The 23,485-nt window shown below is 69.2% G+C and carries 21 protein-coding genes; 7 read left to right on the forward strand and 14 right to left on the reverse strand.

Annotated elements, in window-relative coordinates; all coding sequences use genetic code 11:
- Positions 1-145 precede the first annotated feature (145 nt).
- The 3 genes from ABZ412_RS24530 to ABZ412_RS24540 form a co-directional block, all read right to left on the reverse strand.
- Positions 146-1,513 (reverse strand): FAD-dependent oxidoreductase, encoded by a 1,368-nt coding sequence (locus ABZ412_RS24530; RefSeq protein ID WP_357284052.1) that lies wholly within the window; start codon positions 1,511-1,513, stop codon positions 146-148.
- A gap of 63 nt (positions 1,514-1,576) precedes the next feature.
- The gene (locus ABZ412_RS24535; RefSeq protein ID WP_357284055.1) at positions 1,577-2,407 is read right to left on the reverse strand and encodes a class I SAM-dependent methyltransferase; all 831 of its coding nucleotides are present in this window, start codon (positions 2,405-2,407) and stop codon (positions 1,577-1,579) included.
- Positions 2,408-2,421: 14 nt separating this feature from the next.
- Entirely contained in the window at positions 2,422-3,282 is an 861-nt protein-coding gene (locus ABZ412_RS24540) for an arpA protein (protein ID WP_357284058.1), read from the reverse strand.
- Positions 3,283-3,847: 565 nt separating this feature from the next.
- On the opposite strand from ABZ412_RS24540, the gene ABZ412_RS24545 reads away from it, so the two are divergent.
- Together ABZ412_RS24545 and ABZ412_RS24550 are read left to right on the forward strand one after the other, a co-directional pair.
- Complete coding sequence (locus ABZ412_RS24545) at positions 3,848-4,375, forward strand: toprim domain-containing protein (protein ID WP_357284061.1); 528 nt, start codon at positions 3,848-3,850, stop codon at positions 4,373-4,375.
- Positions 4,308-5,531 (forward strand): epoxide hydrolase family protein, encoded by a 1,224-nt coding sequence (locus tag ABZ412_RS24550; RefSeq protein WP_357284063.1) that lies wholly within the window; start codon positions 4,308-4,310, stop codon positions 5,529-5,531. Before ABZ412_RS24545 ends, ABZ412_RS24550 begins: the two co-directional genes overlap by 68 nt.
- A 6-nt stretch (positions 5,532-5,537) precedes the next feature.
- Here ABZ412_RS24550 and ABZ412_RS24555 read toward each other — a convergent pair whose 3' ends face one another.
- The 4 genes from ABZ412_RS24555 to metH form a co-directional block, all read right to left on the reverse strand.
- Positions 5,538-5,909: an MmcQ/YjbR family DNA-binding protein gene (locus tag ABZ412_RS24555; protein WP_357284066.1), complete on the reverse strand. Its 372-nt coding sequence runs from the start codon at positions 5,907-5,909 to the stop codon at positions 5,538-5,540.
- 52 nt (positions 5,910-5,961) lie between these two features.
- Positions 5,962-6,651, reverse strand: coding sequence for an HAD family phosphatase (locus tag ABZ412_RS24560; protein ID WP_357284069.1), 690 nt, complete (start codon positions 6,649-6,651; stop codon positions 5,962-5,964).
- 102 nt (positions 6,652-6,753) lie between these two features.
- Positions 6,754-8,424 (reverse strand): serine/threonine-protein kinase, encoded by a 1,671-nt coding sequence (locus ABZ412_RS24565; RefSeq protein ID WP_357284072.1) that lies wholly within the window; start codon positions 8,422-8,424, stop codon positions 6,754-6,756.
- Positions 8,425-8,502: 78 nt separating this feature from the next.
- Positions 8,503-12,081: a methionine synthase gene (gene metH, locus ABZ412_RS24570; RefSeq protein ID WP_357284075.1), complete on the reverse strand. Its 3,579-nt coding sequence runs from the start codon at positions 12,079-12,081 to the stop codon at positions 8,503-8,505.
- A gap of 242 nt (positions 12,082-12,323) precedes the next feature.
- Here metH and ABZ412_RS24575 point away from each other — a divergent pair, with 242 nt between their 5' ends.
- On the forward strand, positions 12,324-13,217 hold the full coding sequence (locus ABZ412_RS24575) for a PAC2 family protein (RefSeq protein ID WP_357085358.1): 894 nt from the start codon (positions 12,324-12,326) through the stop codon (positions 13,215-13,217).
- 133 nt (positions 13,218-13,350) lie between these two features.
- Here ABZ412_RS24575 and ABZ412_RS24580 read toward each other — a convergent pair whose 3' ends face one another.
- The gene (locus ABZ412_RS24580; RefSeq protein ID WP_357284077.1) at positions 13,351-13,656 is read right to left on the reverse strand and encodes a hypothetical protein; all 306 of its coding nucleotides are present in this window, start codon (positions 13,654-13,656) and stop codon (positions 13,351-13,353) included.
- A gap of 246 nt (positions 13,657-13,902) precedes the next feature.
- Between ABZ412_RS24580 and ABZ412_RS24585 the strand changes: the two genes are divergently transcribed.
- Together ABZ412_RS24585 and ABZ412_RS24590 are read left to right on the forward strand one after the other, a co-directional pair.
- Positions 13,903-15,039, forward strand: a complete 1,137-nt coding sequence (locus ABZ412_RS24585) for an XRE family transcriptional regulator (protein WP_357284080.1) — start codon at positions 13,903-13,905, stop codon at positions 15,037-15,039.
- A gap of 61 nt (positions 15,040-15,100) precedes the next feature.
- Positions 15,101-15,901 (forward strand): DUF2127 domain-containing protein, encoded by an 801-nt coding sequence (locus tag ABZ412_RS24590; RefSeq protein ID WP_357284082.1) that lies wholly within the window; start codon positions 15,101-15,103, stop codon positions 15,899-15,901.
- Here ABZ412_RS24590 and ABZ412_RS24595 read toward each other — a convergent pair whose 3' ends face one another.
- Positions 15,902-16,981: an alpha/beta hydrolase family protein gene (locus tag ABZ412_RS24595; protein WP_357284085.1), complete on the reverse strand. Its 1,080-nt coding sequence runs from the start codon at positions 16,979-16,981 to the stop codon at positions 15,902-15,904.
- 51 nt (positions 16,982-17,032) lie between these two features.
- The gene (locus ABZ412_RS24600; RefSeq protein ID WP_357284088.1) at positions 17,033-19,108 is read right to left on the reverse strand and encodes an alkyl sulfatase dimerization domain-containing protein; all 2,076 of its coding nucleotides are present in this window, start codon (positions 19,106-19,108) and stop codon (positions 17,033-17,035) included.
- 188 nt (positions 19,109-19,296) lie between these two features.
- On the opposite strand from ABZ412_RS24600, the gene ABZ412_RS24605 reads away from it, so the two are divergent.
- Entirely contained in the window at positions 19,297-19,890 is a 594-nt protein-coding gene (locus tag ABZ412_RS24605) for a TetR/AcrR family transcriptional regulator (RefSeq protein ID WP_357284090.1), read from the forward strand.
- 69 nt (positions 19,891-19,959) lie between these two features.
- On the opposite strand, the gene ABZ412_RS24610 is transcribed toward ABZ412_RS24605, so the two are convergent.
- The 4 genes from ABZ412_RS24610 to ABZ412_RS24625 form a co-directional block, all read right to left on the reverse strand.
- Complete coding sequence (locus ABZ412_RS24610; protein ID WP_357284093.1) at positions 19,960-20,286, reverse strand: DUF202 domain-containing protein; 327 nt, start codon at positions 20,284-20,286, stop codon at positions 19,960-19,962.
- A gap of 25 nt (positions 20,287-20,311) precedes the next feature.
- Positions 20,312-20,671 carry a DUF202 domain-containing protein gene (locus ABZ412_RS24615; RefSeq protein ID WP_357284095.1) on the reverse strand — a complete coding sequence of 120 codons (360 nt, stop codon included), beginning with the start codon at positions 20,669-20,671 and terminating at the stop codon, positions 20,312-20,314.
- Between the two features lie 124 nt (positions 20,672-20,795).
- Entirely contained in the window at positions 20,796-21,437 is a 642-nt protein-coding gene (locus ABZ412_RS24620; RefSeq protein WP_357284098.1) for a response regulator transcription factor, read from the reverse strand.
- Positions 21,434-22,588, reverse strand: a complete 1,155-nt coding sequence (locus tag ABZ412_RS24625; protein WP_357284101.1) for a sensor histidine kinase — start codon at positions 22,586-22,588, stop codon at positions 21,434-21,436. Before ABZ412_RS24625 ends, ABZ412_RS24620 begins: the two co-directional genes overlap by 4 nt.
- A 209-nt stretch (positions 22,589-22,797) precedes the next feature.
- Between ABZ412_RS24625 and ABZ412_RS24630 the strand changes: the two genes are divergently transcribed.
- A complete protein-coding gene (locus tag ABZ412_RS24630; protein WP_357284103.1) occupies positions 22,798-23,370 on the forward strand; it encodes a heme-binding protein in 573 nt (190 codons plus the stop codon).
- Positions 23,371-23,485: the final 115 nt, after the last annotated feature.

Raw genomic sequence — 23,485 nt, forward strand, 5'->3', positions numbered from 1 at the left:
CGGTCACGCCACCATTCTTGCCATCGTTACCGTCCGGGCGCCACATTTTCGCGCGAAACCGCCACGGACCGACCAGGATGTGGTTTTACTGCGCGACAACAGTTTTCATGCGGCTATCCGGTTTATCCCGAACCGACCGGTTTGTTCACTCCGGGTCGCCGAGTTCCTTCACCACCCGCGGCACCTCGTCGGCGGGCAAGTAGCAGCCGGATTGTTCGAAGCCGCCGATGGTATGGACCTTGTGGTCGGCGTACCCGATGCGCAGGAAGTCGTCACCGGCCAGGCCGTGCACGGCCCAGTCGAAGGCCACCCGGGCGCGGGCGACGATGGTGCGCAGCGCTATGAGGTGGTAGCCGCGAGCCACGAATTGCGCCGGCACGCCCCGCAATCCGACGCCGAGCGGCCGGGCCAGCGCGTCACGCCCGCCCAGGTCGACCACCATGCCCAGGTCCGGATGCCGGTAGGGCGCGGGCGTTTCGCCGCGCAGCGTCGCGACCAGGTTCTTGCCCAGGTGCCGTCCTTGGCGCATGGCGTGCTGCGCGGTGGGCGCGCAGACCTGGCCGTCGCCTTCGGCAGTGTCGGGGACCGCGGCCGCGTCGCCCATCGCCCACACCCCCGGCAGGCCCGGGACCGACAGGTCGGCCTGGGCGATGATGCGCCCCTTGTCGGTTTCCGCGCCCAGATGCGCTGCCAGGGGGCTGGGGGCGACCCCGGCGGTCCACAACACCGTGCGGGACGGGATGAATCGACCGTTGGTGAGTTTCACGCCGTTGGCGGTGACCTCCGCGGCGGAGGCGCCGGTGATGAGTTCGATGCCGCGTTCGGCCAGAATCCTTTTCGCCTCGGCACCGAGCTTGTCGCCGAGTTCGGGCATGATGCGGTCGCCGCGGGTGACCAGGTGCCAGCGCACCATGCCGGACTCGACCTCGGGGAAGAACCGTCCGGCGGCGGCGCGGCAGACCTTGTTGAGGACGGCGGCGGTCTCGGTTCCGGCGTAGCCCGCGCCGATGGTGACGAAGTTCAGTCGTGCCTGGTCCTCGTCGAGGCCGCCGCGCACGGCGGCGATATCCAGCTGCCGCAGCACGTGGTCGCGCAGGTACATGGCCTCGGCCAGGGTCTTCATGCCGAATCCGTGCTCCTGCAAGCCCGGAACGTCCATGATGCGGGTGATGGAGCCGGGCGCCAGGACGAGCTGGTCGTATTCGAGGGCGGTTTCGCGGCCGGAGGTGCGGGTGCGGCGCACCACCACCCGCCGGGTGCCGGGCTCCACGCCGACGGCCATGCCGGGCACCACCTCGGTGCGGCGCAGCAGCCGGCGCAGCGGCACCGACACCGAGCGCGGGTTGAGGGTGCCGGAGGCGACCTGCGGCAGCAGCGGCAGATACAGCAGTCCGGCGTCCGGGGATACGAGTTGGATGAACGCCTCCTCGGGGCGGAGGCGTCGCTCCAGATAGCGGGCGCATTCCACGCCCGCGAATCCACCGCCGATGATCACGATCTTCGCTGGTGCCACGACTTCACCGTAGCTCGTACCGCCCGATTCGACGTGAATCCAGCGATTTCCGGGTCCGCGGAATCAGTGTTCGCGCTCGGTACCGGGTTTCGGGCGCGACAGGTACAGCTGGGCGTAGAGCCAGCCGTCGGATTCGGCGTCGGTGGTGTCGATTCCCTTGCCCGCCAGGGCGTTCAGCACCCGCGCCTGTTCGTCCGGGGAGGCGAAGCGGCGCTGCCGGTACACGCCTGGAGCGCGTTCGGTGTGGTAGCCGAGGGTCTCCAGGTGCACCGCGATGGGGTCGAAGGCGAACATGCGGAGCACGAAATGCGCCATCCACGGGAGCTTCCCGCCGTGTGCGCGGGCCACCCGCAGCAGGGTGTGTTCGGTGATGTAGCCGACGCAGCCGGTGGAGATGATCAGGTCGGCCCCGGCCAGCGTCTGCCGCTGGTCTTCGGTGGGTTCGGCCGATTCCAGGTCGGCGTGCACGACTTCGTCGAGGAAGCCCGCGGCGTGGCCGTAGTCGAGGGCGGGGCGGGAGGCGTCCATGCCGATGAAGCGGACTCCGGGCAGCCGGTCGCCGGAGCGCAGCAGGGCGCGGTCGCGGTCGAGCAGGGCGGCGGTGTCGTCACCGTCGCGGCCGCGGTAGTGCCCGGACAGTTCGGTCATGGTGGTGTCGAGGCGCAGCAGGGCCGCGTTGACGCCGTAGGAGCAGCCGAGGTCGAGGACCGCGGGGGCGGCGATGCCGGTGGCGGACCGGTATTCGTCGAGCAGTTTCTGGAAGTGCGGCTTCGCCAATTCCGGTATCTGGTAGTCCAATTCGGCCATGCGGGCGTAGTACTGGCGGGGATCGGGCCGATCGTAGATGTCGTCGAAGGAGGCTTTTCCGGTGGAACTGTGCAACGAAACCGGCACGCGCTGGTCCCCTCTCAGTCGAGCAATCGGTCGCCGCGGATCTCGCCGACCGCCAGATGATCCGGCGTCACCCGCCCGAACAGCTGCCGGGTCCGCTCGGCGGTGCCGATCAGTCCCGGACTGTCGCTGTAGGCGAAGATCGCCGAATGCCGTTGCACCGCACCGTGTACCGGTGCGACCCGGTGCAACGAGAACCTTCCCTGGAACAACTGCAGGTCTCCGGGCCGCAGGGCCAGCCGGCGGATGAACCGTTCCCCGTCGCCGGTGAGCACGGCGCGCACGTCGGCGAAGTTCTCCGCCTCCCGCGACCGGATCCCCGGGCAATACTCGAACACCCCACCGTCTTCCGGCTCCTGGGTGAGCATGCTGACGGTGAATTCGTTGGTGTCGAAGTGCCAGGGATGCGACTGCCCCGGCGTGACCACATTGAGGCACAGTCCGGCCAGCGGATCGCTGTACTCGTGCAGTTCGGCGAGCCCGAAGCAGTCGGCCACGAACCGCTGGAACCGGGTGTCGATGTAGAGCCGGTGGATCAGCGCCGCACGCGGAATGAGATCCCGTGCGACGAAAGCGTTTCCACGCTGCAGCACGATCCGCCCCGGATGATCGGTGGGCAGCCCCGCGTCGAAGGGAATGTTGTACGCGTTGACGTTCTCGACGGTGTAGTGCGCCCGCGGAGCCAGCTCCTCGCCCTCGCTCCGCAGCGTCTCCACCAGCTCGGGCCGGATGAACCCCCGCAGGACGCAACATCCCCCCGCCGCCAGCTCGGTCCGCGCCCCCTCCACCGCCCGCAGCCACCCGTCACTCCCCGGCGAATCCAGTGGATACCGCCCGACATCCACCCCCGGAACGCTCCCCTGCCCAACCGCAACCATGGGCCCATTCTTGCGAACCGACCGCCCGACACGCCCGAAAAGCTCCCCGATTGTGAATTGCCACTTTTCCTGCGCCCCACCAGTTTTGATGTGGTATTGGCACCGCGGAGCAACGTGTCGCACGCCGTTTGAACAACCGCGTTCAGAGGAGTACACCGGTAGTGAGAGGACCGGTCGGATGGGCAGTCACGGATCGTGGGAGACCGTCAACCGGGCACTGAATCGCGTGTCCGGGCCGGGGAGGCGCGGGACCGAGTGGACGACCTATCTGTGTCCGGTGCACGAGGCGGATGGGCGACGGCATCGGGCCTCGCTGGGGGTGGTCTACAACCCGTCGCGGCAGCGGACCGTGGTGCGATGCTTCGCCGGATGCTCGGATGTGGAGGTGTTGGAGCGCGTCGGATTGCGGGTGCGGGATCTATTCGACGCGCCCCCGGAGCCGAGGACGGGACACCGGCGGAGCGCGCGGGAACCAGCGGTGGCGGATCGGGCGATTCTCGCGGCGGGGCTGGCGCTTTCGGTGCATCGGAAGGATGTCGGGCCGCGGATCGGGAGGCCGCGCCGAATGGCGGCGTACGTGTACCGGTGGCCGGACGGGGGCGTTGCCGGGTGTGTGGTGCGGGTGCGGACGTTGCATCGGCAGGGATATGTGAAGTCGTTCTATCAGCGGCGGCTGACCGAGAACGGCTGGGAATCCGGGGGTTTCGCGCGGGTGCCGTTCCATCTGCCGGAGGTGATCGAGGCGGTGGCGGAGGGGCGCGACATCTTCGTGTGCGAGGGCGAGGCGGATGTGCTGACGGCGACGCGGGCCGGGTTGACCGCCACCTGCAATGCCGGGGGTGCCAGCGGGTGGTATCGGGAGCACGCGGAGTGGCTGCGGGGCGCGCGGCGGGTGTGGGTGGTGGCGGATCGGGACGCACCGGGGTATCGGCACGCGGCGCGCGTGGCGGAGTCGCTGGTCGATGCGGTGGCCCAGGTGCGGGTGGTGCAGGCGCGGGACGGGAAGGATCTGACCGATCACTGCAATGCGGGGCATCTGGTGTCGGAGTTGGATCCGGTTCCGGTGCTGGACGCGCATTTTCGCGGGGGGTGAGTCAGCCGGCAGTGGTGACGGCGCGCTGGTAGCGGGTGATGAGGGTGCGCAGGGCGGTGACCAGTTCCGGGGAGTCGACGATGTCGAAGTCGGCGTCCAGGGTGCCCAGGCCCGCTGGGCCGCCCAGCTGCCAGGCACCGGCTGGGAGCGTGGCATCCCCGAGGCCCGACTCCGCGAGCTCGCCCGGTATTGGCGCACCGAATTCGATTGGCGGGCACAGGAAGCGAAGCTCAACGCCTTCCCTCAGTTCGCCACCGAGATCGACCGCCAGACCATCCACTTCCTGCATGTCCGCTCGACGCGACCGGACGCACGGCCACTGCTGATCACCCACGGATTCCCGAGCTCGGTCGCCGAATTCCTGGGCCTGATCGGCCTGCTCACCGATCCGGACGAGGGCCCGGCCTTCCACGTGATCGCGCCCTCCCTGCCCGGATACGCCCTGTCGACTCCGCTGTCGGGAACCAGCTGGACCATGGCGCGAACCGCCCGCGCTTGGATCGAGCTGATGGCCCGCCTGGGTTACGACCGCTACGGCGTGCACGGCGGCGATGTCGGCAGCGGGGTCTCGGGTCTGGTCGCGGCGCTGGACGGCGAGCATGTGACCGGCGTGCACGTGGTCACCGATCCGCTCACCGCCGCGAATGTCGCCACCTTCCTGCCGGGCATGGCCGAGGGCCTGGATCCGAACGATCCGGTGGACAAGGTGATCCTGGACCGGATGGACGCCTTCCGCCGGGAGGGCTCGGGCTATCTGGCGATCCAGAACTCCCGACCACAGACCATCGGGTACGGCCTGGTCGATTCGCCACTGCTGCAATTGGCCTGGATCGCCGAGAAGTTCGAGGCGTGGACCGATCTGCCGATCGACCGCGATCAGCTGCTGACCACGATCAGCCTGTACTGGTTCACCGGGTCGGGCGTCTCGGCCGCGCACACGCTCTACGAGCAGGCGCATTCCTCGGAGTGGGGTGCGCCGCCCACGGTGCCGCAGGGTTTCGCGATCTTCGGCGCGGACGAGACCGTGCGCCGGGTCGTCCCGGCGCCGGCCGGTGCCCACTGGTCGGAATTCGAACGCGGCCTGCACTTCCCGGCCATGGAGGACCCGGCCGGCCTGGCCACCGATCTCCAGGCCTTCTTCGGCCCCCCGCACTGAGCCCGGTCAGGTGGCGGCGATGCGCCGATCCAGTTCCGCGATCAGGCGTTTCGCCGCCACCGTCCGGTAGGCGTCCTCGACGATCTCGGTGATCTCGTCCCAGTCCACGTCCACATCCAGGTACACCCCGAGCCAGCCGCGATGCCCCACATACGGAGGCCGGTAGAACCGCCCGGGCTCGGCTGACACCAGTTCGGCCTGTACCCCGGCCGGTGCCGCGCACCAGAATCCGACCCGTTCGTCGTGGTGGTGGTCGGCGAACATGACGAACATCTTCTTCCCGCCCGCGAACCACGCGGGCTCGCCGTGGCTGACGCGTTCACTCACCTCGGGCAGCCGGGCGCACACGCCGCGCAGCGATTCCAGCACCCTGTCCATACCCGCAGGGTAGGCGACCCGGACCGGCCCGCCTTGGACGAATGGGAACGGGTCAGGAATTCGCGCGCACGAGGTCGTGCAGGTGCGCGAGTTCGAGCCCGACCAGACTGTCGCGGAAGGTGCGTCCGGGCGCGTCCGGCACCGGGACCTCGCACGGCACGACCAGCAGCGCGCATCCGGCTTCCTGCGCCGCGATCGAGCCGGTCGGCGAATCCTCGACGGCCACGGTGAATTCCGGTACGACACCGAGCAGTCGCGCGGCCCGCAGGTACACGTCCGGCGCGGGTTTGCCCTGCGGCACCTCGTCGGCGCACACGGTGGCCCCGAAATACTCACGCCCGATGGTGTCGAGCCCGTACTCGGCCAGCGACCGCTTGGTATTGGTCACCAGCGCCATCGGCACCCCGGCCGACCGCAGCAGATCGAGTGCTTCCCGCGCGCCCGGCCGCCACGGGACCGGCCCCTGGAACAGCTCGGTCACCCGCGCTTCCATCCACTCCGAGGCCCGCTCGACCGCCTCGGGGGTGTGCTCGATGTCGAGGCCCTCGAACAAGATGCGATACGCGTTCGGACCGGAAGCCCCGATCAGCGCGTGCCGCACCGCGTCGGTCAGCTCGCGCCCGTACTCCCCCGCCAGCTCCCGCAGTGCCATGTCCCAGAGCTTCTCCGAGTCCAGCAGCGTCCCGTCCATATCCCACAACACCGCGTCCAACCGCGCCACCGACCCGAGCTCCTTCCGCACACCCTCATCCAGGAGCGACCGCGAAACGCGGCGCACCGGCCCCGCCGCGCGCGGAGCCGGTCCAGCCTATCGGGGCGCGAACACCGGCCCCGGGCTCGCGGTCTACAGCCCCGACGCCGCGATCATCAGACGCCCGCCCGCGGAGTCGGTCTGGATCCAGCGATTCTCGGAGGACACCTGCCCGGACTTGGACACATAGGTGAGCGCGACCACCGCGCGATTGTCGCCCTGCGGCGTCACCGCGCCCACGCTCACCGACCGAATACCGCCCCAGAACTGCGCGTAACTGTTGTAGCCGCCGGTCGACGCCTGATAGCCGGGCGACAGCATCGCCCACGCGCCGCCGACATTGCCGGGCAGCATGCCGTAGTAGCCCTGGATGAACGAGGCGACCGAGGCGGCGGACGGCGGACCGGCCGGAGTCGTGGTGGGCGGGGTCGTTGTCGGATGCGCCGAGGAACTCGCGCCCGCCGACGAGGACGGGGCGGGCGTGGCGGTCGGGGCCTGGGTGGCCGCGCCCGCGCCGCTGTTGCGCGTGGGCTGCTGCCCGCCGTCGGCCGGGCCCAGGTTCTCCGGCGAGGTGGCCGGGATCGACGCCGGGGCCGAACCGCCCTGGTCCGCCTGCGGCGTGCCGCCGCCATCGCCGTTGCCGTTGACCGCCAGGGCGATCACGACGGCCAGCACGATCGCGCCGACGACGCCGCCCGCCACCAGCACCAGCTGACGCGGAGTGCGTTCCCCGCCACCGGTTCGCACACCCGAGCCGATTCCCGGCGACGGCACGGTGCCACGCCCGCCGGTCGACATGTCGACGTGCATGGTGGGGTCGGCCGCATTGCTCGGCGCACCCGTCCGCGACCCCGGCAGCACGGTCGTGGCCGCTGAAGCATCCACGGCGGCAACGGCATTCACCGGCGGCAGCACCTTGGTCGGCTGGACCGCAACCGCCGGAGCCCGCCCCTCGGCGACCGCGTGCAGACGTTCGGCGGCCTGTTCCATGGTGGGCCGGTCCGCCCCCTCGGCGGCGAGCAGATCCATCAGCACCGGCGCGAGGGTCGCGGCGTGCGCGGGCCGCGGCACCTGTGCGCGCGCCACCGAATGCAGTACGGCCAGCGGGTTGTCGCCCTCCCCGAAGGGCGGCTTGCCTTCCACGGCCGCGTACAGCGTCGAGCCCAGAGCGAAGACGTCGGAGGTCGGTTCCGGGTTCTCTCCGCGCGCCACCTCGGGCGAGAGGTAGGCGGGAGTGCCCGCCAGGAACCCCGTGGAGGTGACGGTCACGTCGCCGGTGGCCCGGGAGATGCCGAAGTCGGTGATCTTCACCGTCCCGTCGTCGGCGACAAGGATATTGGCGGGCTTCACATCGCGGTGCACGATGCCGGCCTTGTGGGCCGCGGCCAGCGCCTCGGCGACCTTGGCGCCGATCCGCGCCACCTCGACCGGCGGCAGCTGCCCCTTCTCCCGCATGAGCGCGGCCAGACTGACCGCGTTCACGTACTCCATGACCAGCCAGGGCTGGCCGTCCTCCTCGGCCACGTCGAACACGGTGACGGCATTGGGATGGTGCAGGCGCGCGGCGATGCGTCCCTCACGCATCGCCCGCATCCTGGCCTCCACGGCCTGCGACCGGGTCAGGCCCGGCGTCAGCAGCAGCTGCTTGACCGCGACGGTGCGTCGCAGCCGCACATCGGTCGCGCGCCACACGACCCCCATCGCACCGGTGCCGATCGGTTCCGTCAGCCGGTACCGCCCCGCAATCAGCCGGTCTGAGCTCATGTGGTTGTACCCCTCCTGCTGGCTTTCGCGCCGGGCGCCCTGCCACCCTGCGCGAAAGCCCGAAACCTGGTGAAGATATTAAGCGTTGAAGTACTTGGCTTCCGGGTGCAGCAGCACGAACGCGTCGGTCGACTGCTCCGGATGCAGCTGCAGCTCCTCGGAGAGAATCACGCCGATTCGGTTGGCGTCCAACAACTCCACGAGCTTGGCCCGATCCTCCAAGTCCGGGCAGGCCCCGTAACCGAACGAGTACCGTGCGCCACGGTAGCCGAGTTTGAAGTAGTCGAGCACATCGGCGGGGTCCTCGTCGGCGACGGAATGTCCGTCCAGAGTCAGTTCTTCCCGGATGCGGCGGTGCCAAAACTCCGCGAGCGCCTCGGTGAGCTGCACGCCGATGCCGTGCACCTCGAGGTAGTCGCGGTAGTTGTCCTCCTTGAACAGGACGTTGGCGAAATCCGCGATGGGCTGGCCCATGGTGACCAGCTGGAACGGCATCACATCCACCTGACCGGTCTCCAGCGCGCGCTCACGCGAGCGGATGAAGTCGGCGATGCAGAGGAAACGGTCGCGCTGCTGACGCGGGAATGTGAAGCGGAAGCGTTCCGGCGCATCGGGTTTCGGCTCGGTGAGAACAATCACATCGTCGCCCTCGGACACCGCCGGGAAGTACCCGTACACCACCGCGGCGTGCTGCAGCACACCCTCGGCGATCAGCCGGTCCAGCCAATACCGCAGGCGCGGACGGCCTTCGGTCTCGACCAGGTCCTCGTAGGACTGCCCCTCGACGCCGCGCTGCCCGCGCAGGCCCCACTGCCCCAGGAACAGCGCCCGCTCGTCGAGCAGCCCGGAGTACTCGCTCAGAGACAGACCCTTGATGATGCGCGAGCCCCAGAACGGCGGCGTCGGCACCGGCAGGTCCGCGGCCACATCGGAGCGCTCGGGCACCACGACCGGCGCCTCGGCGGCCTTGCGTTCGGCGGCGATGCGCTTGGAACGCTCGTGGCGCGCCTTGCGTTCGGCGGCCTTCTCCCGTTCGGCGATAGCCTCGGGCGAGTTCGGATCCAGCCCGCCGCCCCGCTTACGAGTCATGATCTCGTCCATCAGGTGCAGGCCCTCGAAGGCGTCACGCGCGTAGTGCACGTCGCCGGCGTAGACCTCGGTGAGATCGTTCTCCACGTAGGCGCGGGTCAGCGCCGCACCGCCGAGAAGCACCGGGAACTGTTCGGCGACCCCGCGCGAGTTGAGCTCCTCGAGGTTCTCCTTCATCACCACGGTGGACTTCACCAGCAGCCCGGACATGCCGATCACATCGGCCTTCTTGTCCACGGCGGCGTCGAGGATGGTCGAGATCGGCTGCTTGATACCGAGGTTGACGACCTCATAGCCATTGTTGGACAGGATGATGTCGACCAGGTTCTTGCCGATGTCGTGCACGTCGCCCTTGACGGTGGCCAGCACGATGCGGCCCTTGCCCGAATCGTCGGTGGCCTCCATGTGCGGTTCCAGGTAGGCGACCGCGGTCTTCATGGTCTCCGCCGACTGCAGCACGAACGGCAGCTGCATCTGGCCCGAACCGAACAGCTCACCGACGGTCTTCATGCCCGACAGCAGCGTCTCGTTGATGATCTGCAGCGGCGGCACCTGCTGCATGGCCTCGTCGAGATCGGCTTCCATCCCGGCCTTCTCACCGTCGACGATGCGCCGCGCGAGCCGTTCGAACAGCGGCAGCGCCGCCAACTCCTCGGCGCGCGACGCCTTGGAGGAGGCGGTCGAGACGCCTTCGAACAGCGCCATCAGCTTCTGCAGCGGGTCGTAGTCGGCGGTGCGGCGGTCGTAGACCAGATCGAGCGCGGTCTGGCGCTGCTCCTCGGGAATCCGCGCCATCGGCAGGATCTTGGAGGCGTGCACGATCGCCGAATCCAGACCGGCCTCGACGCACTCGTGCATGAACACCGAGTTCAGCACCTGCCGCGCGGCCGGGTTCAGGCCGAAGGAGATGTTCGAAAGTCCCAGTGTGGTCTGCACTTCCGGGTGCCGCTTCTTGAGTTCGCGGATGGCCTCGATGGTTTCGATCCCGTCGCGGCGCGACTCCTCCTGGCCGGTGCCCAGGGTGAAGGTCAGAGTGTCGATGATGATGTCGGACTCTTCGAGCCCCCAGTTGCCGGTGATGTCGGCGATCAGCCGCTCGGCGATGGCCACCTTGTGCTCGGCGGTGCGAGCCTGGCCCTCCTCGTCGATGGTCAGCGCGACCACGGCCGCGCCGTGCTCGGCGACCAGCGCCATGGTCTGCTGGAACCGCGAATCCGGGCCCGCGCCGTCCTCGTAGTTGACCGAGTTGATGGCGCAGCGCCCACCCAGGTGCTCCAGACCGGCCTTCAGCACCGGGGTTTCGGTGGAGTCCAGCATGATCGGCAGCGTCGACGCCGTGGCCAGGCGCGAGGCCAGCTCGGTCATGTCGGCGGTGCCGTCGCGGCCCACGTAGTCGACGCACAGGTCGAGCATGTGCGCGCCGTCGCGGGTCTGGTCCTTGGCGATGTCGAGGCACTTCTGCCAGTCGCCGGCCAGCATGGCGTCACGGAAGGCCTTGGAGCCGTTGGCATTGGTGCGCTCACCGATCATCAGGATCGAGGCGTCCTGCTCGAACGGGACCGAGGAGTAGATCGAGGACACGCTCGGCTCGTGCACCGGATTGCGCTTGCCCTGCTCGGTCTCGCGCACCGCCTCGGCGACCTGGCGGATGTGCTCGGGGGTGGTGCCGCAGCAGCCGCCCACCAGCGACAGCCCGAACTCGGACACGAACTGGCTCATGGAGACGGCCAGCTCCTCGGCGGTCAGCGGGTACTCCGCGCCCTTGGCGCCCAGCACCGGCAGACCGGCGTTCGGCATCACCGACACCGGCAGCTGCGCGTGCTTGGACAGATGGCGCAGGTGCTCGCTCATCTCGTCCGGGCCGGTGGCGCAGTTCAGCCCGATCATGTCGATGCCGAGCGTCTCCAGCGCGGTCAGCGCGGCGCCGATCTCGGAGCCGACCAGCATGGTGCCGGTGGTCTCCATGGTGACGTGGGTGATGATCGGGATCCGGCGGCCCGCCTTCAGCATGGCGTTGTGGCTGCCGGTGACCGCGGCCTTGACCTGCAGCAGGTCCTGGCAGGTCTCGATGAGGATGGCGTCGGCGCCGCCGTCGAGCATGCCGAGCGCGGCCTCGGTGTAGGCGTCGCGCAGTGAGACGTAGGGCGCGTGACCCAGGGTGGGCAGCTTGGTGCCCGGGCCCATCGAGCCCAGCACGTAGCGCGGGGTGCCGTCGGCGGAGCGGCCCATCTCGTCGGCGACCTCGCGGGCCAGGCGGGTGCCGCGCTCGGACAGATCGCGGATCCGGTCGGCGATGTCGTAGTCGGCGAGGTTGGGCAGATTGCAGCCGAAGGTGTTCGTCTCGACGGCGTCGGCGCCGGCCTCGAAGTAGGCGCGGTGGATGTGTCGCAGCACGTCGGGGCGGGTTTCGTTGAGAATCTCGTTGCAACCCTCGAGGCCGCGGAAATCGTCGAGGGTGAGATCCGCGGCCTGTAGCATCGTGCCCATCGCACCGTCCCCGATAACGACACGCCGTCTGAGCGTGTCCAAGAAGGTGGTGTCGAATTCGGCGCGGCTGCGTACAGACATGTACTCAAGAGTAGTGGGAAGCAGCGACAAGCTGAATTTGACTGCCTCCGCTCCGCTCCGGCGGGTTCGCGGCCCTGGAGGTCTCGTTCTTCCCTCCCTCCGCTCCTCCGCTTCGCTCCCCCCGCTCCACTCAGTCCAGAACGAGACGGGCCGCGAACCACCGGGCGATCATGCACACGGCGCTCATTGTGCGATTGCGCGTCGCATGCACACGGGGGTTGCGTACACCGTAGGCTGACCGGGTGAACGCCAGTGAATCCCCGGTGCCACCCGAATCGGACCTGCCCACGCTGCGGGATCCGGTGCTCGTGGCCGCCTTCGAAGGCTGGAACGATGCCGCCGACGCCGCCAGTGGCGCGGTCGAACATCTGGAACTGATCTGGGACTCCCAGCCGCTGGCCGAGCTCGATTCCGAGGACTACTACGACTATCAGGTCAACCGCCCGACCGTGCGCCAGGTCGACGGTGTGACGCGCGAGATCGTCTGGCCCTCGGCCATGCTCTCGGTCTGCTCTCCCCCCGGCAGCGACCGGGACGTGGTGTTGCTGCGCGGGGTGGAACCGAATATGCGGTGGCGCAGCTTCTGCAATGACATTCTCGAGTTCGTCGAACAGCTCGGGGTGTCCACGGTGGTGATCCTCGGCGCGTTACTGGCCGATACCCCGCACACGCGCCCGGTTCCCGTCACGGGTACCGCCTATAACAAGGAAGCCGCGGAGCGCTTCAACCTCGAGCAGACCCGCTACGAGGGACCGACCGGTATCACCGGGGTGCTACAGGACGCGTGCGTGCGCGCGGGTGTGCCGGCCATCTCCTTCTGGGCCGCGGTGCCGCACTATGTGTCGCAGCCGCCCAACCCCAAGGCCATCATCGCCCTGCTGCACCGGGTCGAGGACGTGCTCGATGTGGAGGTGCCGCTGGGCGCGCTGCCCGAGCAGTCCGAGGAGTGGGAGGTCGCGGTCAACGAGATGACCGCGGGCGACGAGGAGATCGCGGAGTACGTGCGCTCGCTCGAGGAGCGCGGCGACGCCGAGGTCGACATCAACGACGCCATGGCCAAGATCGACGGCGATGCCATCGCCGCCGAGTTCGAGAAGTACCTGCGCCGTCGTGGTCGGGGTGGCTTCGGCCTCTGACCCCCTGCATCCCACCGTGCCCGTTTCAGGCCGAATGGTCCGCTTCAAGGTGAATGTCCCGAATTAGCTCGAAAATCATTGCCGCACCCGCGTTCTCGACGCGGGTGCGGCTGCGTTTCGGGCGCGTGTCGAGCTAGTGCTCGACGGTCCAGACCTGAGCGGAAGCCTCGTGAGCCAGTTTCGCGATCAGCAGGTCGCGCGGAATGGTCTGGCCCGCAAGGTGTTCGAGCGACGGCACCACCACGTGGTGCGCGTCGGCGCGCTTGAGTTCGGCGGTCAGCTCCGCGAACGCGGTGCCATCGCCGGCGGTCGATTCATGGAAGGTGGCGGCGAAGCAGAGGCCCGCGGACTGAGCGAGCCCGCACATGGCGTTCTCCAGCTCGTCGCTGCGGCCGTCGGCCAAATCGTCACGCACGTACCCATAGATCAACGCTTCCACCCGAACCTCCGTTGGATTGGGGATCGCTGTCCTGACGTGTGCCCTGGTAAACAGTTTGGCGTTTTTGCGAATGCAATTGCAGATGTCAACCCACTGACATCCAGATGCCCTATCCGGGTCCATCCGACGTTAACTGGTGAGATACTACAACTCGTGTCCGCCGGTGACGATCGACCTGTCTGGGCTGTCCGAATGCGTGCCGAACGTGATGCTCGGGGGTGGTCACAAGCCGACGCGGTGCGCGCGATGCGTGCCAAGTCGAGCCACAATCTCCCCACCGACAGCACACTGTTACGTAACTGGCGGCGTTGGGAATCCGGGGAATCGCGGCCCGACGATTTCTACGCCCCGATCATCGCCGCGTCTTTCGACACTGTGACGGCGGCGTTCTTCCCCAAGACCCGGCCCAATCGGGACGACGAGATGCTCTCGGCAACCGGACTGGACACCCTGGAATTCATTGGGCGACTACGAATGTCCGATGTGTCGGCTTCCACGCTGGACGCCATCCGCATCACCGCCGACCGGCTCTGCTCGGACTACCCGTGCGCCGATCCGCACGAACTGCATGCCGAGGGCACCGCCTGGCTGCGCCGCATCACCTCGCTACTGGACGGCAGACTCACACTGGCCCAACATCGCGAGGTGCTGGTGCTGGCCGGATGGGTCGCCCTGCTGGTCGGCTGCGTCGACTACGACCTGGGCTGGCGTACCGCCGCCGAGGCCACCCGCCGCGCGGCGCTGTCCCTGGGCCAGGAGGCCGACCACGCCGAAATCATCGGCTGGGGAGCGGAAATGGCCGCCTGGTTCGCCCTCACCCAGGCCAACTACAGGGGCGCCATCGATGCCGCGGAGGCCGCGCACGCCACCACCGGCCGCCTGGGCGTGGGCGTCCAGCTGGCCGCCCAGCGCGCCAAGGCCTGGGCCCGCCTGGGCGACCGCCACGAGGTGGAAAAGGCACTCACCCAGGGCCGTTCGATCCTCGAGGCGATCGAGCACCCGACCAATCTGGACAACCACTTCGTGGTGGATCCGCAGAAGTTCGACTTCTACGCCATGGACTGCTGCCGGGTCGCCGGGGACGACCGGCTCGCGGAAACCTATGCCCGCCAGGTGATCGCGACCTCCACCCGCCCCGACGGCAGCATCCGCAAACCCATGCGGGTGTCCGAGGCGCATCTGACCCTGGCCGTGGTCGCGGTGCGCGATCGCAATCTGGAGCTCGCGGTGGAGGAAGGCATGCGCGCGTTCGCGGGCAAGCGGCGTTCGCTGCCCTCGCTCATGTGGGTCGCGGGCGAGGCGGCCCGGGAGATGGTCGCGCGCTTCCCCGGAGATCCGCGCACCAGAACCTATCTCGACCAGCTGCGCTCGCTCGCCGGCTGAAGGCGCGCGACCCGGCCGTGTTCCACGGCGGCTGTCGCGGGGCCTGGGTACGCTCCAGCCCATGGACTTCAGTCTCTGGACCTGCGCTGCCCGAGGGCACGAGACCTACGCCCCGACCGAGCCCGAGCTGAAGGCACGACTGCACGTCGCCACCCCGGCGGGCGAATCCTGGCGCTGTCTGCGCTGCGGCGATTTCGTGCCGGGCGAGCCGCGCCGCAGCGGTCCCGCGGACGACGCCCCGGAGGTGCCGCGCGGGCATCTGCTGCGCGACCGCATCATCATGCGGCTGCTGGCGGCCGAGCGGGTCGGCCGCGCGCTGGTGCTGATCCTGCTCGGCGCGGGCGTGCTGAAGCTGCGCGGTTCGCGCGAGCACTGGAAGGCCAGCTGGGACAAGGATCTTCCGCTCATTCGCCAGCTGGCCGACCAGATCGGTTTCAACCCCGACCATTCCAAGATCATCCGGGGCATCGACACGGCGTTCACGCTCTCGCCGACGATTCTGGTCTGGATCGCGGTCGCGCTGTTCGCCTACGCCACCATCCAGCTCGTCGAGGCCGTGGGCCTGTGGCTGGTCAAGCGCTGGGGCGAGTATTTCGCGGTGGTGGCCACCAGCCTGTTCCTGCCGCTCGAGGTGTACGAGTTGACCGAGAAGGTCACCTTCCTGCGGGTGGCCGCGCTGGTGGTGAACCTGGCAGCGGTGATCTGGCTGCTGTGGAGCAAGTCCCTGTTCGGTCTGAACGGCGGCGCGGCCAAGTACTACGCCGAGCACCACTCCGAGAGTCTGATGACCGTCGAACGCGCCGCCGTCGCAGCCGAATCCGACCTGCTCGCCGCGAAGGATGGTGCCCAGCACCAGTCCTGATCAGGCGGGCAGGTCCAGTCCCTTGGCCAGCACCGGCCAGGACTTCAGCAACTCGTCGCGGAACACGCCCCAGGAGTGGGTGCCGTTGGCCGGCAGGTCCACGGTGGCCGGAATACCGAGTTCGGTGAGCTTGGCGGCGAGATTGCGGGTGCAGTAACCGGTGGCGGCCTCGATGGTGCCGTCGTAGATCATGTGCACCATGAAGCCGAGCGCGCCCGGAAAGATGACGTACTTGCCGTCGACCACGTCGTACTGCCCGGGCAGGCCGTTGCCCGCGGACAGGTAGAGCTCCATGCCGCGCAGCCGCTCGGCGTGCAGGTAGGGGTCGTTGTCCGCCCACATCGGGTCGTCGGACGGGCCGTACATATTGTCGGCGTCGCCGCCCTCACTGGCGACGACGATCCGCGCGAACGCCTGGCCGATCGGGTCACTGGTCTGCACGCAGCCGCTGTAGGTGGCCGCGGCCCGGAACAGGCCCGGCTTGGCGAGGGCGAGATTCAGCGCCGGGGTCGCCGACATCGACACCGCCGCAATGGCATTGCGGCCGTTGGTGCGCAGGCCCGCGTCGATCAGCGGGGGCAGCTCCTCGGTGAAGAAGGTCTTCCACTTGTTGAGGCCCAGCTGCGGATCCAGTGCGCGCCAGTCGGTGTAGTAGCTGGCGAGGCCGCCGGTGGGGACCACGACATTGACGTCCTTGGCGCCGAGGAAGTCGAAGACCTCCGGCACCTGGGTCTTCCAGTTCTTCACGCCGTAGCCGGCGTCGGTGCCGTTGAACAGGTACAGGGTGGGCCGCGGCTTCGAGGTGTCGCCGGGGCGCAGCACGTCCAGGTGCACCGTCTTGTCCATGGCCGCCGAGTACACCTCGAGCGACAGGTTGCGGCCGTCGACGATGTCCGCGCTCACCACTTTCGACGCGTCGACGGTGGTGGCGGCGGTCAGCTGCGCCGCGGTGTCGGCGATGGCGGCATCGGGCGCGCCCCCGGCCGCATCGGGCGCCGCGCCCGCCGTTCCCGGCACGGCCGCGGCGATCGCCAGACACCCGACGACCACCGCGTTCCGTAGTCGATTCCGCACAGCCACTCCCACTCTCGTCGAACAAGTGACAGGGACTCTGCCATATCCACCCCGCGATCAGGGTGTGACGATGTTGAAGTTGGGGTCGGGCTTGTCCATCACGTCCTGGAGCTGCTTCAACTTTGCCGGATCGCCGGTGGCCTTGATCGCCCCGGAGGCGACCTCCTTCACGAAGTCCTTGCCGCGCGTCATCACCGCGATGAGCTCGAGGCGCGGCAGGGTGAAGGTGGCGTCGGCGGCCGGGCCCTTGAAGTCCGGCGGCACCACGTAGTGGATGAGCACGCCGTTGCGCAGTTCGGTGCGGTAGGTCTTGTTCTCCTCGGGGATCACCCAGTCGTTGACCAGGTGCAGGTCCCACGCCTTGGGCCCGTTGATCTGGAAGGCCGCCGCGTCGAAGACCTGGTCCACGCTCAGCGCGCTGATCATGGACGCCGAGTTGGCCTTCGTCGGGGTGCCGAAGTTGCCGTTGCGCAACTCGTAGGCGCCGGAGAGGAAGAAGTTGCGCCAGGTGCCGTTCTCGGAACCGTAGCCGAGCTGTTCGAAGGCGCTGGCCTGCAACATCTTCGCCTTCTCGTTGTCCGGGTCGGCGAAGATCAGGTAGTTGAGCACCTGCACGCACCAGCGGTAGTCGCCGTCGGAGTAGGCCTTGCGGGCCACCTTCAGCACGCCGCTCGCGCCGCCCATGGCGTCCACGTGCCGCTTGCCCGACTCGACGGGCGGATGCTCCCACAGGTGCGCGGGATTGCCGTCGAACCAGCCCATGTAGCGCTGGTACACGGCTTTCACGTCGTGGCTGACCGACCCGTAGTAGCCGTGGTTGTACCACTTCTGCTCGATGGCGGGCGGCATCTGGATCTGCTCGGCGATCTCGATGCCGGTGTAGCCCTGATTGAGCATGCGCAGGGTCTGGTCGTGCAGGTAGGCGTAGGTATCGCGTTGCAGCGACAGCCATTCGGTGAGCTTGTCCGAACCCCAGGTGGGCCAGTGGTGCGAGGCGAACGCGACATCGGAGACGCCGGCGAACATGGTGATGGTCTCGGTCAGGTACTGCGACCAGACGTGCGCGTCGCGGACCAGCGCGCCGCGCAGGGTGAGCAGGTTGTGCAGGGTGTGGGTGGCGTTCTCGGCCATGCACATGGCGCGGAAGTCCGGGAAGTAGAAGTTCATCTCCGAGGGCGCCTCGGTGCCGGGCGTGATCTGGAAGACCATGCGTACCCCGTCGATCGTCTCCTCCTGCCCGGTGCGGGTGATGTCGCGGTTGGGCGGGATGAGGCTCACCGTGCCGGTGGAGGTGGTCATGCCCAGGCCCGCGCCGACCTGCCCCTTGTCCCCGCGCGGCAGGGCGGCGCCGTACATGTAGGCCGAGCGGCGCGCCATGGCGGTGCCGGCGAAGATGTTCTCGGCGACCGCGTGTTCGGTGAAGCCCTGCGGTGCGAGCACCGGAATGCGGCCCGAGGCAGCGTCTTCGGCGGTGATGACGCCCGCCGCGCCACCGAAGTGGTCGACGTGGGAGTGGGTGTAGATCATGCCCGTCACCGGCTTCTGCCCGCGCTGGGCGAAGTACAGATCCATGCCCGCCTTGGCGGTCTCGGTGGAGATCAGCGGGTCGATGACGACGACGCCGGTCCTGCCTTCGATGATCGTCATGTTCGACAGGTCCAGGCCGCGGATCTGGTAGATGCCCGGAACCACTTCGTAGAGGCCCTGTTTCACCACCAGCTGCGACTGCCGCCACAGCGACGGGTGCACCGAGTTGGGACAGCTGCCCTGCAGGAAACCGTAGGAGTCGTTGTCCCAGATGACATTGCCCTTGGCGTCCTTGACCTGATCGGGTTCCAGCTTGGCGATGAAACCCTTGTCGGTGTCGGCGAAGTCCTGGGTGTCGGAGAACGGCAGCGAGGACTTCACCGTCGCCTGCTGATCAGTGATGTGGCCGCTGGGGTCGACCGGATTCTTGGAGGTCTGCTCCGCGGCGGACCCGTTGCCGGCGTTGCTGTCGCAGCCGCTGACGGCCGCGCCGACCCCGACCGCCGCGAGGGCTGCCGCGCCCACCCCGAATACTCCGCGTCGCGACACCGTGAATCGGCCCTGCCCGGGGTTGTTCGCGTGATCGGTGCGGTTGTCGTCGGTCATCGGCGCTCCTGTCTCCATCTGGCTGATGCGAGTGGCAGGATCGTTAGCTGAATATTCGCCAACTCTCCGGCCCCACCCCAGCCTACCTCGCTATTGCAGCGTTACTGCAATAACATGGCCGTGTGGCCTCACCCATACGCCGGGACCTGCGCGTCGGGGTTCCGGCTCGATGTGATCGGATTCCTGGCATGAGCGAGGGCAAAGGCGACAGCCCGCGGCGGCGGCGCAATCCGCCGCAGACCCGCAAGGCCATCATCGAGGGATTGCTGTCGGCGGTGCACGAGGGCGAGTTCGACCCCACCACCCGCGATATCGCGGAACGGGCCGGGGTGTCCGAACGCAGCATCTTCGTGCACTTCCCGTCGCGCACCGCGCTGCTGACCGCGGCGGTGGACCAGCAGTCCGAACAGGTCGAGGCGCTCATCGCCGAGATCGACCCGGCGCAGCCGCTGGACAAGCGCATCGAGGCGGTGGTGCGCCAGGGTGAGGCGATCTTCCGGCTGCAGCGTGAGCCGCGGGTGCTGGGCCTGGTCGAATCGCTGCGCTCGCCCGCGGTGGACGAGCGGATGCGGCTGACCGACAAGCGGATTCGCGAGGCCCTGGCTCGCGGCTTCGCCCCGGAGCTGGCCGGCGACTCCGGCGAGCAGTTGCTCGACCTGGTCGACGCCACCGTCGGCTGGCCCTACCGCCACCATCTGATCGACCGCCGCGGGCTCTCGGCGCGGTCCGCGTCCGAGGCGGTCCGCCGCGCTCTCACCACCCTGCTCACGCCCGCGAAATGAACCGACCGTCCGGATTACGCGGCGGCCGAACGGATTCCCGCCCCGCCTGAGTCGTCTCCAACCCGCCCGCTAGGTGGTAGCGGGAGGTGCGCCAGGGACGAAGAACGCGATGAACAGCGCCACCGCGCACACGGCCAGGACCACCGCCGTGGCCATGGCGATGGCGCGCGGCCCGTGCGCTCGATGCCCGTGGTGCAGGGAGTTGTTGCGCGCGAAGCTGATCCCCGCGAGGAGCAGCAGCCCGGCCGCGGCCAGCGCGGGCCCGATGGCGGCCGGATGCCAGCCGCTGGCCGCCGCGTGATTCACGAACAGCGCCGACGTGCCCATGGCGGCGATGGCGGTGCGCCGCCACGCCAGCGCGGTGCGCTCGGAGTAGAGGGTGGGCGCCTCGGTCATGCCGGCACCATCGATGCCGTGCCGGTCATGTCCACACCGTCGCGACGGCCGCGAAGATCGACACGATGGCGATGCCGCCCGCCAGGATCGGGACCAGCAGCGTGTTCCCCAGCACGTCGCCGCGGGTCATGCGGGCCTGCACGTCCCGCCAGTGCGTGTACGCCCCGACCGCGAGCGTGACCGCCAGCACGATGCAGCTCAGTGAGAGCGCGCGCCGAATTCCGGCGTGGTGGAACGGCTGCACCAGGGTGTGCACCGCGACGCCGGCGGCGAGCAGCCCGAGCGAGGTGCGGATCCACGCGAGGTAGGTGCGTTCGTTGGCGAGCGTGAAGCGGTAGTCGAGCGGCTGTTCCGCCTCATTCGCCGGCTGACCCTGGTCTTCCACCCTCACCACCTGTCCGATAGCGCTGTCGCGATCGCGGCCCGCGAGCCCGCCGCCGCCCCGATCATGACACGAATCGGCCCGAAAACGCCGACGGCGCAACTGCGGGCACCGGGGCCTCCGAGCGCTACTTCAGCAGCCGTTGCTCGTTGGCGACCGCGACCGCCGCCGCCCGGGTGTCGACACCGAGCTTGTCGTAGATGCGGCCCAGGTGGGTCTTCACCGTCGCCTCGCTGACATGCAGGGCGCGCGCGATCTCGCGATTGCCCAGGCCCTGGGACAGCTGGCCGAGGATGTCGAGTTCGCGGGCGGTCAATGCGGGCTGCGGGTTGCGCATGCGGTTGAGGACGCGGTCGGCGATCGGCGGGGAAAGGGCGGTGCGGCCCTGGGCGGCGGCGTGGATGGCGGCGAAGAGTTCTTCGGGCCGTTCGGCTTTGAGCAGGTAGCCGGTCGCGCCCGCGGCGATCGCGCGGGTGATGTCGGCGTCGGTGTCGAAGGTGGTGAGGACCAGGATGTGGGGGGCGGGCCGCACGGTGGTGGTGATGCGGCGGGTGGCCTCGATGCCGTCCATGTCACCGCCGAGCTGCAGGTCCATCAGGACGACATCGGGGTGCAGGCGTTCGGCGAGGGCGACGGCCTCGGGGCCGCTGCCCGCCTCGCCGACCACCTCGATGTCGGGGGCGCTGCCCAGCAGCGCGCGCAGACCCGCCCGGACCACCGCGTGGTCGTCGCAGAGCACCAGGCGGACAAGGGTTTTCGCGTCGGTCACGGCCGCTCCAAAGGGACTTCGGCGGAGACGACGGTGCCGTCCCCGGGGGCGGATTCGACGGTGAGGGCACCGCCGAGCTGGCGCAGGCGGGCGCGCATGGCGGGCAGGCCGTGCCCGCGGTCGGCGGCCGTGGCCAGCGTCGCGGGGTCGAAACCCGTTCCGTCGTCGGCGATGTCGAGGACCAGGTGGTCGCCGAGATCGGTCAGGGTGATGGTGACGGTGTTCGCCTCCGCGTGCTCACGCGCATTGGCCAGCGCACCCTGCGCGATCCGCAGCAGCGCGGCCTCCACCCCCGCGGGCAGGCCCGCCGCCGCACCCTCCACGTGCACGCGCACGGTGAGAGTGTCCCCGCCCTCCCGCCGCGCCATCGCCTCCAGTGCCGCGACCAGGGAACCGCCCGCGGCCAGGTCGGTCGGCGCGAGGTCGTGGACGAAGCGGCGGGCCTCGGCCAGATTGTGTTCGGCCACCCCGGCCGCGCCGCGCACGTGCTCCCGCGCCGCACCCGGATCGCTGTCCCAGATCCGGTCTGCGGCCTGCAACAGCATGCGCTGACTCGACAGGCCTTGCGCGAGGGTGTCGTGGATCTCCATGGCCAGGCGCTGGCGTTCGGCGAGGGTGCCCGCGCGGCGTTCGGTGGCGGCCAGTTCGCGGCGGGTGGCGCGCAGATCGTCGATGAGGGCGGCCTGCCGTTCGGTGGTGCGCAGCAGGCCCAGGAACAGCGCGGTGCTCAGGGCGGCGACCGCGGGCGGGGCCAGCAGCAGGTTCGGGTCGATCCAGCCCGCGAGCTTCAACTGCGCCCACACGACGAACGCGGTCAGCCCGGCGACCAGAGCCAGCGCCACCCGGACCGGCAGGATTCGCAGCCCCGTATAGAGCAGCGGGACCGCGCACCACGCGAAACTCGGTGCGAGCACGACCAGTACCGCCCAGCCCGACACCAGCAGCGCGAACCACACCAGCCGTTCGGAGGCGCGCAGTTCGCTCACCACGTAGAGCACGGCCAGCGCCAGCGAGAGCCCGATCACCCACGGCGTGCGCGGACTCTCGGGATGCCGCAGCAGGAATCGCAGCAGCGACGCCGCCAGCAGGACGTAGAAAGCGCTGTGCACGATGGTGCCCAGCAGCCGGGTGTCGTCACGGGACGACGGCATGCGAACACCTCCTCGGCGACGACGACGGGCAAACACCCTCATTCTGCCGTGCGCGCACCGCCGCCCGGGTCATCCGATCGGCTGATACGGGGTTCGGCCGTACCGCGCGCCGAATCCCAGCCACTGCGCCGATGTGCCGGGGCGTTCCGGACCGCACGCTGGATTACGAACCGAGCGAACAGCTTTCACCGCAATCCCAGGAGGATGTCATGACCCCCGAGCAGCCCGCGAACCCCACCCGCAAGCGCCTGATCATCGGCGGCGCGGTCGCGGCCGTCGCGGCGGCCGGGGTGATCGGCGTGGTGTCGGTCAACGCCCAGGATCCCGACCCGGGCACCAAGACCCCCGTCGCGGCCGATGTGGCCAACGGCAACCTGGCGCAGAGCACCCACCTGACCATCGCCGCCGCCACCAAGGCCGCGCAGGCCGCCCTGGACGCCGCGGTCAAGGAGAACCAGCACGTGACGGTCGCGGTGGTGGACCGCGACGGCAATACCGTCGTCACCCTGCGCGGCGACGGCGCGGGCCCGCAGTCCTACACCTCCGCCCAGCAGAAGGCGTTCACCGCGGTGTCGTGGAACGCGCCGACCTCGGTGCTGGCCAAGCGTCTCGACAGCGCGCCGCACCTGGCCGACATCGACGGCACCCTGTTCCTGGGCGGCGGCGCCCCGGTGACGGCCAAGGGCGGCGCTCCGATCGCGGGCATCGGTGTCGCGGGCGCGCCGAGCGGGGATCTGGACGAGAGGTTCGCGCAGGCGGGTGTCGCCGCGCTGGGCAACTGATCGTCCGTTCACGCCGCGTCATCAGGACCGTGAGTAGCGGAACCGGTCACCCCGGCCGGATCGGGCGCGCCGACACTCGGCACGATTCCGAACCGGTCGGCAGGGGGTACTAACC

The organism is Nocardia sp. NPDC005746 (assembly GCF_040630785.1).
Lineage (GTDB): Bacteria > Actinomycetota > Actinomycetes > Mycobacteriales > Mycobacteriaceae > Nocardia.